Annotated in this window: 16 protein-coding genes; 10 read left to right on the forward strand and 6 right to left on the reverse strand. The window is 68.2% G+C overall.

The annotated features are described in order from the left end of the window. The first annotated feature begins 29 nt into the window (after nt 1-29). The gene (locus NGM07_RS09190; protein WP_253519754.1) at nt 30-866 is read left to right on the forward strand and encodes a GNAT family N-acetyltransferase; all 837 of its coding nucleotides are present in this window, start codon (nt 30-32) and stop codon (nt 864-866) included. A 127-nt stretch (nt 867-993) separates the two neighbouring features. Then, a complete protein-coding gene (locus NGM07_RS09195) occupies nt 994-2,775 on the forward strand; it encodes an outer membrane protein assembly factor BamB family protein (RefSeq protein WP_253519756.1) in 1,782 nt (593 codons plus the stop codon). 10 nt (nt 2,776-2,785) lie between these two features. On the opposite strand, the gene NGM07_RS09200 is transcribed toward NGM07_RS09195, so the two are convergent. After that, the gene (locus NGM07_RS09200; RefSeq protein WP_253519758.1) at nt 2,786-3,205 is read right to left on the reverse strand and encodes a MoaD/ThiS family protein; all 420 of its coding nucleotides are present in this window, start codon (nt 3,203-3,205) and stop codon (nt 2,786-2,788) included. A 108-nt stretch (nt 3,206-3,313) separates the two neighbouring features. Here NGM07_RS09200 and NGM07_RS09205 point away from each other — a divergent pair, with 108 nt between their 5' ends. From NGM07_RS09205 to NGM07_RS09225, 5 genes are all read left to right on the forward strand, one after another. Beyond that, nucleotides 3,314-3,691 carry a DUF7971 family protein gene (locus tag NGM07_RS09205; protein WP_253519760.1) on the forward strand — a complete coding sequence of 126 codons (378 nt, stop codon included), beginning with the start codon at nt 3,314-3,316 and terminating at the stop codon, nt 3,689-3,691. After that, nucleotides 3,688-4,260: a hypothetical protein gene (locus NGM07_RS09210; RefSeq protein WP_253519762.1), complete on the forward strand. Its 573-nt coding sequence runs from the start codon at nt 3,688-3,690 to the stop codon at nt 4,258-4,260. The genes NGM07_RS09205 and NGM07_RS09210 overlap by 4 nt, the downstream gene beginning before the upstream one ends. Before the next feature lie 78 nt (nt 4,261-4,338). Next, the gene (locus NGM07_RS09215) at nt 4,339-4,608 is read left to right on the forward strand and encodes a ubiquitin-like small modifier protein 1 (protein ID WP_253519764.1); all 270 of its coding nucleotides are present in this window, start codon (nt 4,339-4,341) and stop codon (nt 4,606-4,608) included. Continuing rightward, nucleotides 4,609-4,878 carry a MoaD-like domain-containing protein gene (locus tag NGM07_RS09220; protein WP_253519766.1) on the forward strand — a complete coding sequence of 90 codons (270 nt, stop codon included), beginning with the start codon at nt 4,609-4,611 and terminating at the stop codon, nt 4,876-4,878. Continuing rightward, nucleotides 4,875-5,252 carry a DUF8048 family protein gene (locus NGM07_RS09225; RefSeq protein ID WP_253519768.1) on the forward strand — a complete coding sequence of 126 codons (378 nt, stop codon included), beginning with the start codon at nt 4,875-4,877 and terminating at the stop codon, nt 5,250-5,252. Before NGM07_RS09220 ends, NGM07_RS09225 begins: the two co-directional genes overlap by 4 nt. Here NGM07_RS09225 and NGM07_RS09230 read toward each other — a convergent pair. The 4 genes from NGM07_RS09230 to NGM07_RS09245 all read right to left on the reverse strand — a co-directional run bounded on the left by NGM07_RS09230 (nt 5,249) and on the right by NGM07_RS09245 (nt 9,727). After that, nucleotides 5,249-6,511, reverse strand: coding sequence for a trans-sulfuration enzyme family protein (locus NGM07_RS09230; protein ID WP_253519769.1), 1,263 nt, complete (start codon nt 6,509-6,511; stop codon nt 5,249-5,251). The genes NGM07_RS09225 and NGM07_RS09230 overlap by 4 nt on opposite strands. A gap of 189 nt (nt 6,512-6,700) precedes the next feature. Beyond that, entirely contained in the window at nt 6,701-7,186 is a 486-nt protein-coding gene (locus NGM07_RS09235; protein WP_253519771.1) for a GNAT family N-acetyltransferase, read from the reverse strand. A gap of 98 nt (nt 7,187-7,284) precedes the next feature. Beyond that, entirely contained in the window at nt 7,285-8,751 is a 1,467-nt protein-coding gene (locus tag NGM07_RS09240; RefSeq protein ID WP_253519774.1) for a PAS domain S-box protein, read from the reverse strand. A 145-nt stretch (nt 8,752-8,896) separates the two neighbouring features. Further along, the gene (locus NGM07_RS09245; protein WP_497007269.1) at nt 8,897-9,727 is read right to left on the reverse strand and encodes a DUF8054 domain-containing protein; all 831 of its coding nucleotides are present in this window, start codon (nt 9,725-9,727) and stop codon (nt 8,897-8,899) included. Between the two features lie 266 nt (nt 9,728-9,993). On the opposite strand from NGM07_RS09245, the gene NGM07_RS09250 reads away from it, so the two are divergent. Genes NGM07_RS09250 through NGM07_RS09260 form a run of 3 tightly spaced genes read left to right on the forward strand, consistent with a single transcriptional unit; the run spans nt 9,994 to nt 13,811 of the window. Then, complete coding sequence (locus NGM07_RS09250; RefSeq protein WP_253519779.1) at nt 9,994-10,896, forward strand: hypothetical protein; 903 nt, start codon at nt 9,994-9,996, stop codon at nt 10,894-10,896. A gap of 2 nt (nt 10,897-10,898) precedes the next feature. Then, complete coding sequence (locus NGM07_RS09255; RefSeq protein WP_253519782.1) at nt 10,899-12,647, forward strand: pyrroloquinoline quinone-dependent dehydrogenase; 1,749 nt, start codon at nt 10,899-10,901, stop codon at nt 12,645-12,647. A 30-nt stretch (nt 12,648-12,677) separates the two neighbouring features. Continuing rightward, entirely contained in the window at nt 12,678-13,811 is a 1,134-nt protein-coding gene (locus NGM07_RS09260; protein WP_253519785.1) for a cupredoxin domain-containing protein, read from the forward strand. 100 nt (nt 13,812-13,911) lie between these two features. On the opposite strand, the gene NGM07_RS09265 is transcribed toward NGM07_RS09260, so the two are convergent. Continuing rightward, entirely contained in the window at nt 13,912-15,837 is a 1,926-nt protein-coding gene (locus tag NGM07_RS09265) for an aldehyde ferredoxin oxidoreductase family protein (RefSeq protein ID WP_253519786.1), read from the reverse strand. Nucleotides 15,838-15,871 lie beyond the last annotated feature (34 nt).

Here is a 15,871-nt window from a genome sequence, read left to right on the forward strand (position 1 = left end):
TGGGCGGCGACGGCGTAGCGAACACCGACATGGGGACACCCCGACTGGAGTTCGAAAGCGACGTCGAAAGTCGCATCTACCGCTACGTCGAGCGCCGCGGTGCCGCCACCCGCGAGGAGGTCCGGGACGCGGTCCGCATCGAGGAAACCGACGGGGCCAAACCGCCCCGGTCGGGCACCGAATCCGCGGCCAGGCTCTCGGTCGCCGACTTCAACGAGTACATCGACGAACTGCTCGGCTCGGGACCGCTGACCGAGCGCGACGGGAAACTATACGTCTCGCCCGACGCCGAACCCGCGACCCACGAGACGGACGGGTTCGAGTACACCGTCCGGCCGGCCGACGAGTCCGACCGCGACGAGGTCGCCGAACTCATCCGCGAGATCGCCGCCGAGGGCGCCATCGTCGTCGACGAGCGGGTGGCCGACGCTATCGAACGCGACGACGCGCTGGTCCGACTCAACGAGCGCGAGTCCCGGATGGTGTTCGTCGCCGAAATCGCGGGCGAGGACGCGGACAGTGAAAGCGAGGGGAGCGACGAGGGCGACGACGCCGACCGCGAGATAATCGGCTGGGTCCACGTCCAGGGATTCGAACTCCCGGCCCGGGACCACACCGCCGAACTCACGGTCGGCGTCGCGCCGGAGTACCGCGAGCGCGGCGTCGGCGGGACGCTGCTCGAACGCGGCGTGGCGTGGGCCGACGAGGAGGAGTGTCTCAAGGTCTACCAGAGCCTCCCGGCGACCAACGAGGATGCGCTGGAACTGCTCGACGAGTACGGCTGGGAGCGCGAGGCGACCCGCGCCGACCACTACAACGTCGACGGCGACCTCGTCGACGAAGTCCAGATGGCGAAGCGACTTTAGCCGGTTCGGGCGTACACTCCCCGCCGCGACGTTCGATTCGGCTGGAACGTTTATCTACAGCGTAGGACGATTCTCGGGTCTTTATCCGCCGAATAAGGAAATATTGGTTCGTCCACCGACTAGTCGCATGTCCAACTACAACCGGCGGGCGTTCCTGAGCGCTGCTGCCGCGGCGGCAGCGCTCGACGGGACGGGAGTCGTGACGAGTACGGACTCGCAGTCGGGCGCGTCGGCCACGCGCGGGCAGTTCCAGTTCGACGCGGCCAACACCGGGTACGCGCCGGACCGCGTCGGTCCGAAGCGATATCTTGCCCAGCAGTGGAAATTCGAAGGGTCGTGGGCCGGCGTCCGCGGTGCCCCCGCCGTCGTCGACGGGACGATATACCTCGCCATGGTCCAGAGCGACATCCAGTCGGGGAAGGGAGCCGCCTACGCCGTCGACGCCGAGACGGGGCGACCGCGTTGGAAGACGGAACTGACCGGGATGGCGCGTTCGGCGGCGGCCGTCGCCGACGGCACCGTCTACGTCGGCGACGAGCGAAACGTCCACGCGCTCGACGCAGACACGGGGGACGTCCAGTGGTCGGTCGACCACGGCACGACCACGTCACCGACAGTCTCCGGCGACGCGGTGTACGTCAGCACCGAAGACGGGGTCTACGCGCTCGACGCGGGCGACGGGAGCGTCCGGTGGGGATACCGAACTGACGGCGGCTACGCCGACGAGAGCGTCGCGTCGACGCCAGCGGTGGCGGACGGCATCGTCTTCGTCGCCGACCGGGAGGGTCGGGTCGTCGCGCTCGACGCGGAGACGGGGTCCGAACGCTGGCGAAGGTCCGTCGGGTCGGTCTCGACACCGACGGTCGGAGACGGCACCGTCTACGTCGGAACCAACGTGCTGACCGCGCTGAACGCCGAGACGGGCAAGAGCCGGTGGCGAGTCGAAATCGGCGACGGGTCGCCGCGCGTCGACCTGCACGGTTCCATCGCGGTCGCCGACGGGACGGTCTACCACGCCGACGGTGACCTCCGCGCGCTCGACGCGAAGACGGGCGAGGCTCTGTGGACGTTCGACCACGAAGGGGTTTCGCTGCGGTCACCTCCGACCGTCGCCGACGGCACCGTCTACGTCGCCACGAGTCACGGCGGACTGCTCGCGTTCGATGTCGAAGACGGGTCGCTGTCGGGGCAGTTACTGCAGGTCGAAGCCGCAGACGGCGGATGGGCCGCCGTCACGGTAGCCGACGGACGGGCATACCTCGGAACGTACAGCATCACGTCTGGCGGGGCGCTCCACGCGGTCGGCGAAGACGAGTCCGAGTGGGAGGCCGGTCCGGCCCTCTCGCCGGAGACGTACCCGAAAGAGCCGAGGAAGGGCGAACCGGTGACGTTCTGGGCCAACGCGCAGGCCAACGAGGGCATCACGGTCGTCGACCGAATCGTCGAGTACCGCTGGGACTTCGGCGCCGGCGGCGAAGTCGACCGCACGACCGACTCCGGCGAGGTCGAACACGCCTTCGAGGAGGCGGGGACACACGAGGTCCGCGTCACCGTCGAGGACTCGTTCGGCTGGACGGCGAGCGAAACCGTGACCGTCGATGTCCGGGACGCCGAACACTCCCCGCCGACGGCGCGCATCGAGACGACGCCCGCCGACGCCGAGGAGCGGACGCTCCCGGCGGGCGCGACAGTGGAACTCGACGCATCGAGTTCCACTGTCGCCGAGGGAGAAATCACCAAATTCGAGTGGGACACCGGCGGGAGCAGCGCCGACTTCGAGCGAACCGGGCGGCGAATCGAGGTCGAGTTCGAGGACGCCTGCGGCACCCAGACCCGCGAGGTCGTCCTCCGGGTCACCGACGGGGACGGCGAAACCGACACCGCGACGATACGACTCCGGACGGAGTGAGTCGAGTCGGCTAACAGCAGTAGATGAATGGGTACACCAGCGACACCCGGTCGCCGGCTTCGAGTTCGGTATCTAAACCGTCGAGGTGCTCGTTGAACGTCCCGTTCACGAGTACCCGGGCGAACTGGCGGGTCTGCTTGCCCTCGGGGTTCTTCTCCCAGATGCCCGGGAGTTCGCCGGGCACCGCCGCCCACCCGCGGGTGGTGGCTTCGTCCTCGGTTTCGGCGATGAGGAGGTCCTTCACGTCGTGGGCCTCGAAGAACGAGTCGAGCAACGCCCGGAGCGTCGTCCCCTCGAACGTCCAGTCGAGTCGCGGGCGACCGACCGCCGACCGGACGTGGCCGGTACAGCGGACCGTCACGGTGGTTTCGGACGTTCCCGACCGGGCCGACCGCTCGTGAGCGTGCGCGCGTTCGTCAGTCGCTTCCATGTTCGCATGGAGGCGCTCGGGCGGCGAAAGAAGCACCCCGAACACGTTCGGCCGAGTCTCCGCGGCGACCTGCCTAGCTATTTGAACGATGCCGCACAACCGGGGAGCATGGACGAGATTTCGCTCACCGTTCCCGAGCCGATTCTCGACTCGCTTCCGAGCGACGGCGAGGACGCCGCCCGCGACATGCGACGGGCGGTCGAGGGCTGGGAGAACCGGCTGAACCGCGCGATAGCCGACGAGGAAACCGACGGACCGGGCGCGGCGGTCGACGCGCTCGAACGCTTCGAGCACCGCTGGGAGCAGTACGACGACTTCGTGGCCGAACTCCGGGCGTGGGGCCAGTCGCCCATCTACGCGATGGCGTGGCGCGACCTGATGTCGGCGCTCGCCCGACAGCTGTACGACCACGAGGAACTCGCGGAGAACATCGACCGCGAGCGCCACGCCCGCCTCGTGAGCGACGGCATCCGACCCGGCAAGTGACGACCGTGGGCGAGAGCGGCGAGGACGGAAATCCCGACGGGACCGCCGCGGCCGACGACTCCTCGGACGCGCTCGGGCGCGTCCGACGGGCCAAGGCGCGCCAGCGACGCGGCCGGCGACTCGACGGCGGTGCAGTGGCCGCCGGCACAGTCGTCGTCCTCGGGTTCCAGACACTGCCCGCGTTCCTGCTGATGGCCGGACTCCCCGAGAACGCGGTCGCGACGACCGCGGCGGCGACGGCGCTTTCGGTCCCGCTCGGGGCGTTCGGCGCCGGATGGCTCGGCGGTGCCGGCGGCCGAGGCCGCCGGCACCGCCGATGCGACAGCGCGTCCTCCCGAAACGACTGGGGCGACGCGGGCCGTCGCGGCGCGCGCCACGGCGTCGCGACGGTCGCGCTGTCGACGCTCCTCGGCGTTTCGGCGGGCCTGCTCCTCGCAACCGGGCGGGTCGCGGCCCTCCTCGCCGGCCCAGCGCTCACCACTTTCGCCCTTCCCGCGGGCCTGCTCGCCGCGGTCGTCGGTGCGGTCGCCGGTTACCTCGGCGGGCACCGTCGCGGCCGTGCGGGGTAGCCCGCGCGGACCGACCGGCGGTGCGCCGCCGGCCGGAACGCCTCAGTATTTATGGCCGCCGCGTTCGAAGTTTCGGGCGTGAACCTCGAACTGCGCTTCTTCGCCACCTTCCGGGAGGCGGTCGGCCAGAAGACCCTCGAACGCGAGTTCGGCGACGACGACACCGTGGGCGACGTGCTGAACTCGTTGGTCGAGGAGTACGACCTCGACCTCTTCGAGGACGGCGACATCCGGTCCCAGGTATCGGTGATGAAGAACGGCAAGGACGTCTACCACCTCGACGGCCAGGATACCGCGCTCGAAGACGGCGATACGCTGAGCGTGTTCCCGCCGGTCGCGGGAGGATAGATGCGCCGCGAGAAGTCCTACCGGGGCATCTCCGAGCGCCTGGCACGACGGTACCTCTCGAACCTCGGCGGGGAGATAGAGGGCGGCGACGAGGAGGGCGACGGCGACGTCGAGGGAGACGGCTGGCAGGCCAGCGTCTCCTCGGAGAAGGTCGGCATCGGTCCGTCGGTCGAACTCACCGAGGTGACCGTCGTCTTCGAGGGCGACGAAGAAGTCCTCGACGAACTGGTCGAGGACTTCTCCCGGAAGGCGATGCGAGCGGGCGGATGACCGAGGAGAATCCGGTCGAGGGGCAGGTGCTGGTGCTGACCGCGGCGAAAGCGAGCGTGAGCGGCGACCGGGTACCCGACCTGGTGGCCGCGGCCCGGCGCGAAATCGACCCCCGGGCGGACGAACTCCGGCGGCGCTTCGAGTGCGTCCACGAGGACGACGTTCGGACGATCTTGCTGGCCCCGGAGGGGTTCTGGGCCGAAGTCGGCGACGACCTCGGCTGGTCGCGCCGCGAGCGCGAGGCCGTGGCGCGCGCCCACGCCGAGCAACTGCTCCGGGTCGGTCGGCGCGAGGAACGACGCGAGGAGTTCGGAACCGCGCTGGACCTGCGCGAGGCGGTCGTCCTGCGCGCCGACGTCGAACGAGAGTCCTAGTCCATCGACGCCGACGCCTCGGGGGCGTCGCGGCCGTTCTCGACCGCCTCGAAGGCGCGTTCGAGGTCGGCCACGAGGTCGCCGGGGTGTTCGATTCCCACCGAAACCCGCAGGAGAGTGTCGGTGATGCCGAGTTCGGCGCGTTCGTCGGCGGGGAGCGGCGAGTGGGTCATGCTCGCGGGGTGTTCGATCAGGCTCTCGACGCCGCCGAGGCTGACCGCGAGGGTGAACTCCTCTAACGCGGCGACGAAGTGTTCGACGTCTCGCAGGTCGCCGTCGAGTTCGAACGAGAGCACACCGCCGTAGCCGTCCATCTGCTCGGTCGCGAGGTCGTGCTGGGGGTGCGACCGGAGTCCGGGGTAGTGGACCGCCGAGACGAGGTCGTGGACTTCGAGGTAGCCCGCCACCTCGGCGGCGTTGGTTTCGTGCTGGCGCATTCGCACGGGAAGGGTCTTCAGCCCTCGAAGGACCATGTAGGCGTCGAACGGCGCCATCACGTTGCCCATCCCGACCTGCTGGAGGAAGCCGATTTCGACGGCGTAGTCGTCGTCGGAGGTGACCGCGACGCCGCCCAGCGAGTCGCTGTGGCCGTTGATGTACTTCGTGGTGCTGTGGACGACCACGTCGGCGCCGAGTTCGAGCGGGCGCTGGAAGTACGGGCTCATGAAGGTGTTGTCCACCCCGAGCAGGGCGCCGTGCTCGTCGGCTATGTCGGCGATGGCGGCCACGTCGCACAGTCGCATGAGGGGGTTCGTCGGCGTCTCCATCCAGAGCAGCGCGGTTTCGTCCCGCATCGCGTCGGCGACGTTCGCGGGGTCGACGGCGTCGACGAAGTCGACCGCGACGTTCAGCTTATCGCGGAACAACTCCTTGAGCATGGTGTTGGTGCCGCCGTAGAGGTCCTCGAACGCGACCACGTGGTCGCCGGGTTCCACCGCGGCCATGATGGTCGAGACGACGGCGCTGGTGCCCGAGGCGAACGCCATGGCGTGCTCGCCGCCTTCGAGCGCCGTGACGCGCTTCTCGACCGCGTGGCGCGTCGGGTTCGACAGCCGCGTATAGAGGAACTCGTCGGCGTCGGGGTCGAGGTCTTCGAGCGCGGTGTCCATGTCGATGCCGTCGACCGCGTAGGTCGACGCGAGGTGGATGGGCGAGGTCACGTCGCCCACCCCGTTCGACAGGTCCGGTTCCTCGCCGTGGCTCACCGAGAGCGTTTCGAACCGTCTGTCGTCGGCCGCGGTCGGGTTGTCAGGGGACATGTACGACTACTGGTGGCAACACGGTGGGCCACATCATTCCTTCGACTGTGTAATGCACCGAAAGAATGGACGTTCGTGAGAGATTACCGGGGAGAATACCGGCAGAACTTGCCGCCCGCTTCGAGGAAATTTCAGGACACGGAGAGGACGGATGTAACGTCTCGGGCGTCGTGCGCGCGGTCGGCGGGGTCAGTGCGCGCGAGCGTAGACGTTCTCGGTCCGGGTCGTCCCGTCGAGGTTCGTCTCGGCCTCGCCGGTCTTCTCGAAGCCTCGCTCCTCGTAGAAGGCGTTGCCCATCTCGTTGTCGGCCAGCACCATCGCCTGGGTCATCTTCGCGCCCATCTCCCGGAGTCGCTCCTCGACCGCCTCCAGCAGGGCGGTCCCGATGCCTTCGTGCCAGCGGTCGGGGTGGACGTAGAGACGGAGGACGTCACCCTTGCCGTCGTCGGTCGCGCCGTGGGTGAAACCGACGATTTCGTCTTCGTCGACGGCGACGAGACACACCTGCTCGTCGTCGCCGATGATGCGGTTCATGGTGTCTTCGGCGTACCACTCCGAGACGGCGGTGTCGATGACGGACTCGGGCACCGCGTCGGCGTACGCCTTCGTCCACGCTTCCCGGGCGACGGACCGGATGGTCGCCACGTCGTCGGCGGTCGCTTCGCGAATTTCCATGCACGGTGCTAGCGAGCAACGGGGTTAGCCGTAGCGGTGGGTTTCGTCCGGCGTGATGAAGGAACGATAGCACGACCGCGGGTCGCCGAGGGCCGGAACTACTCGGTCGCGCGGGGCGCCGTGGCGACGTTGGTGAACTCGAAGCGCGCGCCGCCCGCCTCGCTCTCGTCCACTCGACAGTCCCACTCGTACACGTCGGCCAGTTCGCGGACGAACGCCAGTCCGAGTCCGGTTCCGCCGTTCCCGGCGGCGGTCGTGTAGCCCGCCTCGAAGACGGTTTCGCGGTTCTCGGCCGGGATACCGCACCCGTCGTCTTCGACGTAGAACCCCGTCGGGAGTTCGCCGACTGATATCGCCGCGTCGTCGCCGCCGTGCTCGACGGCGTTCTCGAAGAGGTTCGCGAACAGGTGCTGGACGTACGTCTCGTCGGCCTGTATCTCGGCGTCGATATCGACCGACAGCGACGCGTCTGGCGGGCCCACGTCGTCCCACGCCGCCAGCGCCACGTCGGCGAGCGACACCGGCGAACCCTCCGAGACGGCCTCCCGGCCCCGCGTGACGACCAACATCACGTCGATCATGTCCTCGATACGGTCGAACGCATCGGCGACGTACTCGACCGCCTCGGGTGCGGTGTCCCTCGGCAGTTGCTCGCTGTATATCTGGCCGATGGTGACGGGGTTGCGCAGTTCGTGGGCGAGCATGCTCGCGAAACTGTCCAGTTGGTCGTTCTGTCGTTCGAGGCGGCGCTCGCGTTCGACCCGTTCGGTGACGTCCCGAACGAGGCCGATCTCCTCGTACCCGCCGTCCCCGTCCGGAAGGGTAGCGAATGAGGCCTCGGCCCGCACCCGCTCGCCGTCGGCGGTCAGGAGGTCGGCCTCCAACTTGGCCGTCTCCTCGCCGGCCATCAGTTCCTCGACGGAGCCTTTCGCCATCTGGATGGTTTCCTCGTCGACGACCTGCGAGGCGTGCTCGCCGACGAGGTTCTCGCGGTCGTAGCCGGTCATCTCGGCGTACGCGTCGTTGACCAGCGTGAAGTAGCCGTCCTCGTCCTTGACGTAGATGCCGTCGTTGACCGTCTCGACGATGGTCTGGTAGCGTTCGAGTTTCCGATTCGAGCGTTCGAGTTGCCGCCGGGCGCGGTCGGCTTCCCGGCCGCGTTCCTCGGCGTTTCTCGCGCGGGTCTGCGCCGTCGCGTTCTGGTACCCCGTGCCGAGGCCGGCGAGACAGGCCAGCGACGTCAACAGGAGGACGTTCTGGACGACGTTGTCGAGGTCGGCGAGCAGGCCGACCAGGAGGAGGACGCCCAGCATCGCGCCGATGCCGGCGAGACACCACCCGGCGACCGTCGAGAAGTGTTCGGGCCGAATCTCCGTCCGCGGGAGCCAGTACGCCACGCCGAGCACGACGAGACTCGAACCCCCCACCAGGACGCCGACGACTTCGACGTGGCCGGGCGGCACCTCGCCGGGGACCGCGAACGGCCAGCCGACGGCTGCCACGAGGTAGATGCAGCCGAGCGCGAAGACGACGCGTCGCCCGCCCAGCCTCGAAATCGGCGACATGCTCTGTTCGATTCACCGCACGAAGCGAGAGACGAAGATTCTTTTGATTCTCGAGATACGTGCCTCGTCCGGCGCCGTCGCGGCGAAATCGTCCGCCGAAACCGAGGAGCGTCTCGTCCGCGGAGATTCACCCGGGCCTGACGAATCAGGGTGACGCGGGGTCGACGTCGCGTTCGCGACGTCGGCCGTTACCGTTCGACAGCAGTACCTCGGCCACCTGCGCGTCGCACTCCGTGCAGACCGCGGTAAGGACGTCCTTCGGCGGCTGACAGCAGGACTCGACCCGCCGTTCGGTCTTCGAGAGCGACCCGCCGCAGGCCGGACACTCCCGACGGAGCGCCCGCAGTCGGGCGAGCGCCTCGACGCGCTGGTCGACGCTCCAGGACCCCTCGGTCCACGCCGGACAGCGCTCCCGCAGTTCGCGGCCCGCGGCGACGTCGGCGAGCAGCGCCGCGTCCGACTCCCACTGGACGATGCGCTCGCCGTCGACGAGGTATCCGCGATTCCCGACGGCCGACGCGGCGTCGACGACGAAGAGTTCGGCGACCGCCTCGGCGTCGACAGTCTGTCCGTCGCGGAGCGCGCGAATCCGGTCGTTCCACGCCGAGCGGAACGGCGGGGCGAGTCGCCGGTCGTCCGACGCCGACCGCTCGACGACGCCGCAACTACCGAGGAAGCCGTCATCCTCGGGCGGCGATTCGAGGCCGTCTTCCGCCGGCACCTTGCCGAACAATCGAAGAACTCGATTCGGAAGATACCGGGCGGTCAGCGTTGGCGTCCCGGGCACGAGGTAGCCCCGGAGGTAGACGACGAGCGCCGCGGCGGCGAATGCGAGCGCGCCCGCCGCGGGCGTGCCGACGACGGCGAGGCCGGCGCTCAGCGCGGCCGCGACGGCCAGATTCACTGCGGTACACGGAAGGCACCGATTTTCGCCCGTGTACTCCGGTCGACGGAGCGTCTCCCCGATCCGTCGCATGCGTCGGAGGTTCGACGGCGTCCGACGGGAAATAACTACCCGTGGGTCGGGTCGCTCGACGGGGGTAGCGGGGAAATCAACCGCGTTCGAGCCGAGCGCGGCGTTTCGCGTCGTCCAAGCGTAGTGATTGGTTTTTCGTGAGACGGTTACGCACGATTCGATTACGTCGTCCCGGTACGTACCGTTACATAATGATAAAATGTTAACCTGTCGTGCTGTATGGGGAGAGTTAGCAAGCAACACTCTCGGCAGGGAGAAGGTACAACATGACATACCGAACGCCCGAAATCGACTCGGAGGAACGACGGCGGTTCCTCAAGGTGTTGGGGGCGACGAGCGCGGTCGCCGCGGGGACCGAACTCACGGTCGACGAACTCCGGAACGCGATGGAGGCGGGAACGGAAGCCGAGTTGGCCGCGATGGGGCAGGCAATCCGGAGCGACCTGACCGGACGGCTCGACCCCGGCCTCCTCGGAACGGAGTTGGCGAACGTCGCGGCGAGCGCCGAGCGACTGCCCGAACTCCGCGCCGCCGGCATCCCAGCGAGGGACAGTACGACGTACCGTGAACTGGCCGAACCCGTCCGCCGGGTGTACGAGCACCTCGGCGCGGTCGGGTTCTTCGAGAGCGCCGAGACGCACCTCCCGGCGTTCACCGAGGACCACATCGAATCGACCGCCCGAGAACTCGTACGGGCCGAACCGCTGACGGCGCTGCTCTCGGAGGCCGGCTTCGACGAGAAGGAGAAGACGCTGTTGGTGGCCAACGTCGCCAACAGGCGCGAGCGACTCGCGCTGTGGGTACCGACCAAGGACATCCCCGAAGAGGTCGAGTACGACCTCGAACACGTTGCGCCGCTCCACCAGCGCGCGCTCGGCGGCGCGATGCTGTGGATAGAGGACCTCGACGACCACCTCTGGCAGAAGGAGTACCTCATCACCGACCGACTGCTCGACGAGGGGTTCTGGGACCTGAAGGTGATGCTCGGCGGGGCGCAACTGCTGACGAAGGCCGCCCACGACGTCGCGGGCGCGGCCGAACTCACCGACAGTCAGTTGACGGCGGCGCTGACCGCCGGCACCGCGAGCGCGATACTCGGCCAGGAGGACCTGACCGACGACATGCACAGAATCACCGACGACGTGCGAGCACCCTCGGAGGTGCGATAACGATGTCGACAGACCTGAGCAACGACCCGGCCGTCCAGGCCGCCAAGGAGATAGAACTGAAGGAGGTGGACGACGGCTACACGCTGGTCAACACGCCCGAGAAGTCGGTTTCCCACCAGTACGCCAACGTCCAGGACATCCCGGAGAAGGACGTCACCCAGCAGATGCTGTCGAACTCGGGGCAGAACCCCGAGGCGTGGCTGATGTACGGCGGCGACTACACACAGAAGCGCCACAGCACCGCCGACGTCATCACCAAGGAGAACGTCTCGAACCTCAGCATCGAGTATCTGGTCCAGACGGGCGTCTCCTCCAGCATGGAGGGGACGCCGCTGGTCGTGCCGGGCGACCCGCCGGTGATGTACCAGACCAACGGGCCGAACCACGCGAAGGCGCTCAACGCCAGGACCGGCGACGTGCTGTGGTCGTACACCTACTCGAACCCGACCGACGTCCACGGCAATCAGCCGGCGGAAGAGCGACTGTTGCTCTGCTGTGACGCCAACAACCGCGGGTTCGCCATCCTCGGCGACAAGGTGTTCATGACCACGCTCGACTCGGGGATGGTGGCGCTCGACCGCTACACCGGCGAACAGCAGTGGTACACCTCGACGGCCAACTACGAGGTCGGCTACTCGGCGACGTGGGCGCCGGTCATCTACGACGGGCTGTTGCTGACCGGGAGCGCGGGCGGCGAGTACGGCGTCCGGGGCTTCCTCGCGGCGCTCGACCCCGAGAACGGCGACATCGTCTGGCGACGGTGGACCACGCCGAAGGACCGGTGGGTCGGCACCAGCTACGAGCAGGGCTGCGCAACGAGCTGGATGACCCCGACCATCGACGAGAAGCGCGACGTGATGTACGCGCCGGTCGGCAACCCCGGACCCGACTTCGACGGCGCGGTCCGGCCCGGCCCGAACGCCTTCACCTGCGGGACGGTGTCGGTGGACATCGCGTCCGGCGACGTCAACTGGAACTTCCAGGAGAGCCCCCACGACACGTGGGACTACGACTCCATCGCGCCGCGCATCCTGCTGCGCGACAAGGAGGTCCGCGGTCAGACCCGCGACGTGGTGGTCAACCCCGGCAAGACGGGGTGGAACTACACGACCGACGCCGAAACCGGCAAACTGCTGGTGCGGAGCCAACCGACGGTCCAGCACCTCAACATGTGGGAGATGGTGCCCCACGTCGACAGCGACGAGAGCATCTCGTACGTGCCCGGCCCGCAGGGCGGCAACGACTGGCAGCCGCCGTCCTACAGCCCGCAGACCGGGCTAGTCTACCTCAAACAGCAGAACACGCCGGTCGAGATGTGGTGGGACCACGCCGAGTACGAACCCGGCACCGCCTACTTCGGCGGCACCTTCGACGACTGGCCCCACGTCGACACCCCGGAGGGCTGGAACGGTCACACCAGCGCCATCATCGCGGTGAACCCGCTCACCGGCGAGCGGGTCTGGCGCGAGTGGATAGACGACCCCAACTACCTCTGGGGCGGGTCGATGACGACCGCGACCGGATTGATGTTCCTGGGCACCCAGAAGGGGAAGTTCATCGCCTACGACGGCGAAACTGGCGAGCACCTCTGGGAGTCGCCCCACCTCGGCGCGCCCATCAGTTCCTCGCCGATGAGCTGGTACGACCCCGGCACCCAGAAGCAGTACGTCGCCGTGCAAGTCGGCGGAAGCGGCTGGCTGCGACACGGCCCGCGCGGAAGCACGGTCGCCGTGTTCGCGCTCAAGAAGTGAACTCGAACCAAGACACAGGAGAACACGACTATGTCACACGACTTCACGCGGCGGGCGTTCCTCTCGGCGGCCTCGGGCGCGGGTGCGGTGGCGTTCGGCGTCGGCGCGACGGGCGCCGAACAGTCGCCGACCTACTCGCTCGCGCTGACCCGGGACGGCTGGGTCGGACGGTCGCCGTCGGAGATTCGGGGCCAGAACGCCCCGACGCTCAACCTCGACCCCGGACAGCGAGTCACGGTCGAGTGGACGAACAGGACGAACGAGATACACAACTTCGTCGTCACGAAGCGGTACCCCGGCGGGAACGCGCTGTTCCGGTCGGACTACGTCGCGTCGGGCGACAGCCAGACGGTCACCTTCCAGGCGCAGGAGGGGCTGGCGGCGTACTACTGCGAGAACCACCTCGAGGAGAAGGGCGACATCGTGGTCGGCCAGGGGCAGGCCACGGCCACCCAAACGGCGACGGTCGAGGACCGCAACCTCACGCAAGCCGCCTCCCAACCCGTCCAGACGTTCCGGTTCGCGGGGTCGACGACGGGATGGCAGGCGCTCGCACCTTCCTCGATAGCGGGTCAGACGAACCCGACCCTCAGGCTAGTGCCCGGACGGCTCTACGGGGTCGAGTGGATAAACGCCGACGGCGCGCCCCACAACTGGGAGATGGAGAACGACCAGGACGAGACGCTCGTCCGTTCGGACGTGATCGCCCGCAGCGGCGCGCGACAGACGGTCAGGTTCGTCGCGACCGAGGACATGTCGGTGTACTACTGTCAGTACCACCCGATCGGTATGCGCGGGCAGGTACAGACGGTGAGCGAGGAGGAGGTCACCCAGCGGACGACCGCGCAGGGCCGGAAGACGACGGCCGCCAACCGCACCGGCGCCCAGCCGACGACTGACTCGGAGTTCCAGCACGCCACCGTCGCTCGCGACATCGGTCAGGAGAACGCGACCCGGACGACGACCGCCGGAAACCGGACGACGACGCCCGGCAACGGGACTGCCGGCGGAAATAACCGGGGCGACCGCGCGAACGGCGGCGTCGACGCCGAGGACGTCGTCCAAACGGCGAGAGCGCCGGGTTTCGGTCCGCTCGCGGCGCTCGGGGGAATCGCCGGCGCGGCGGGCTACCTGCTGTCCGGGGCGGACGACGACGAGGAGTAGCCCCGCCGACTCGTACTCGTTTTTCCGCGCGAGCGAGAGCCGCGACCCACCTGTCGGTACCCACCGGAGCCGACCGAAAGAAAACGAACCGCGGAAGCGCTCAGTCGTCGCCGGAGGCCGCCGCGCCGCCGGAACTGACGCCCGTGCCCGGCCCGACGTCGATGCCGAGTTCGTCGAGCTTCTCGTCGGGCACCACGCCGTCCTCCCAGCCGCGGACCTCGTAGTACTCGTCTTTGAGCTGGTCGAGTTCGACGAGCGAGCCCTCCGAACCGCCCTGTCCGGGGATGGCCTTCTCGTGGCCCTCGACGAACCGGACCGGCAGGTCGTCGTCGCTCCCGTCGAAGCCGACGAGGTTGTTGTAGTAGCGTTCGAGGTTGTAGATGCGCTCGCCCGCCTCCAGCAGTTCGTCCTCCGAGAGGTCGAGGCCGGTCATGCCGTTGTACTGCATGACGTACTCCTCGATGCCCTCCGCGAAGGCGTTGAACTTGCAGATGTCGAAGGAGTCGCTGATGGCGTGGAGATCCTGGAAGGTCGCGCAGAGTTCGCCCTTCCCCTCGGCCTCGTGGGGGTCGACCTTCTCGGGGATGCCGAGCAGTTCGGCCGCCGGCGTGTAGCCCCGGAGGTGGCAGGCGCCGCGGTTCGAGGTGGCGTAGCCGATGGCCATCCCCTTCATCGCCCGCGGGTCGTAGGCCGCCATCGTCTGGCCCTTCACGTCGAGGCTCATGTCGGGGTCGCCGAGCTCCTCGGCGGCCCGCATCGCGCCCTCCGCCAGCAGGTCGGCCAGGTCGTCCTCGCGGTTGGCGACGCGCTCGATCATCTCGATCATGGTGTCGGCGTCGCCCCAGTCGAGGCCCTCGTCGAGGTGGCCGGCCTCGGTCGCCTCCATCGCCATCGCCATCGTGTTACCCATGTCGATGGTGTCGAGGCCCATGTCGTTGCACCGGTCGATCATCATCGCGATCTTGTCGCGGTCGTCGGTGGCGGAGTTCGGGCCGAGCGCCCACGCCGACTCGTACTCGTAGGACTCCATCCGGACGTTGTGGTCCTCGCCCTTGTGGTGGACGTCGACCTCGACCTCCTTCTTGCAGGCGACCGGGCAGGAGTGGCAGGTCGGCTCGTCGACCAGGATGTTCTCCCGGACGTTCTCGCCCGAGACGTTCTCGGCGTCGATGTCGGGGTCCTCGTCTGCCGAGTAGCTACTCGTGGACGTGTAGCGGGCGTTCTTGGTCGGCAGACCGTCCATCTCGTTGGTGACGTTCATCAGGACGTTCGTGCCGAACAGCGACAGGCCGCCCTCGTTGGGCGCGGTCACGTCGGACTCCTGGATGACCCGCATCGCCTGCTTGTGGCCCTGCTGGAACGTCTCGGGGTCGGCCGGCTTGGGCATCCTCGTCGAGGACTTGACGACGACCGCCTTGAGGTTCTTCGACCCCATCACCGCGCCGGTGCCGCCCCGGCCCGACGCACGGTCGTCCTCGTTCATGATGCAGGCGTACCGGACCTGGTTCTCGCCGCCCGGCCCGATGGCCATCACCGAGAGGTTCTTGCCGAACTGGCCGTCTATCTCGTCTTCGAGTTCGCTCATCGCGTCGTGGACGCCCCAGCCCCACATGTGGGAGGCGTCCCGGAGTTCGACCTCGCCGTCCTCGACGACGGCGTAGACGGGGTCCTCGGCCTTCCCCTCGAACAGCAGGCCGTCGAAGCCCGACCACTTCAGGCGCGCGCCCGACCAACCGCCGTGGTGGCTGTCGGTGACGGTGTTCGTGAGCGGCGACTTCGTGACGACCGCGATGCGGCCGCTCATCACGGTCTGGGTCCCCGTCAGCGGGCCGTTCATGAACGCCAGCAGGTTGTCCGGGCCGAGCGGGTCGACGTCGGTCCCGTTGTCGAAGACGTACTTTACCCCCAGTCCCCGCGCGCCGATGTACTTGCGAGCGTCCTCGTCGTCGATGCCCTCGTAGTCGACCGCCCCCTCCGTCAGGTCGACGCGGGCGACGTGGTTCTGGAATCCACCTAGTTCGGTCATGGTAACTTCGTACCCTTATGTTGGACCGGGAATG

This window comes from Halorussus vallis (genome assembly GCF_024138165.1).
Taxonomy (GTDB): Archaea; Halobacteriota; Halobacteria; order Halobacteriales; family Haladaptataceae; genus Halorussus; species Halorussus vallis.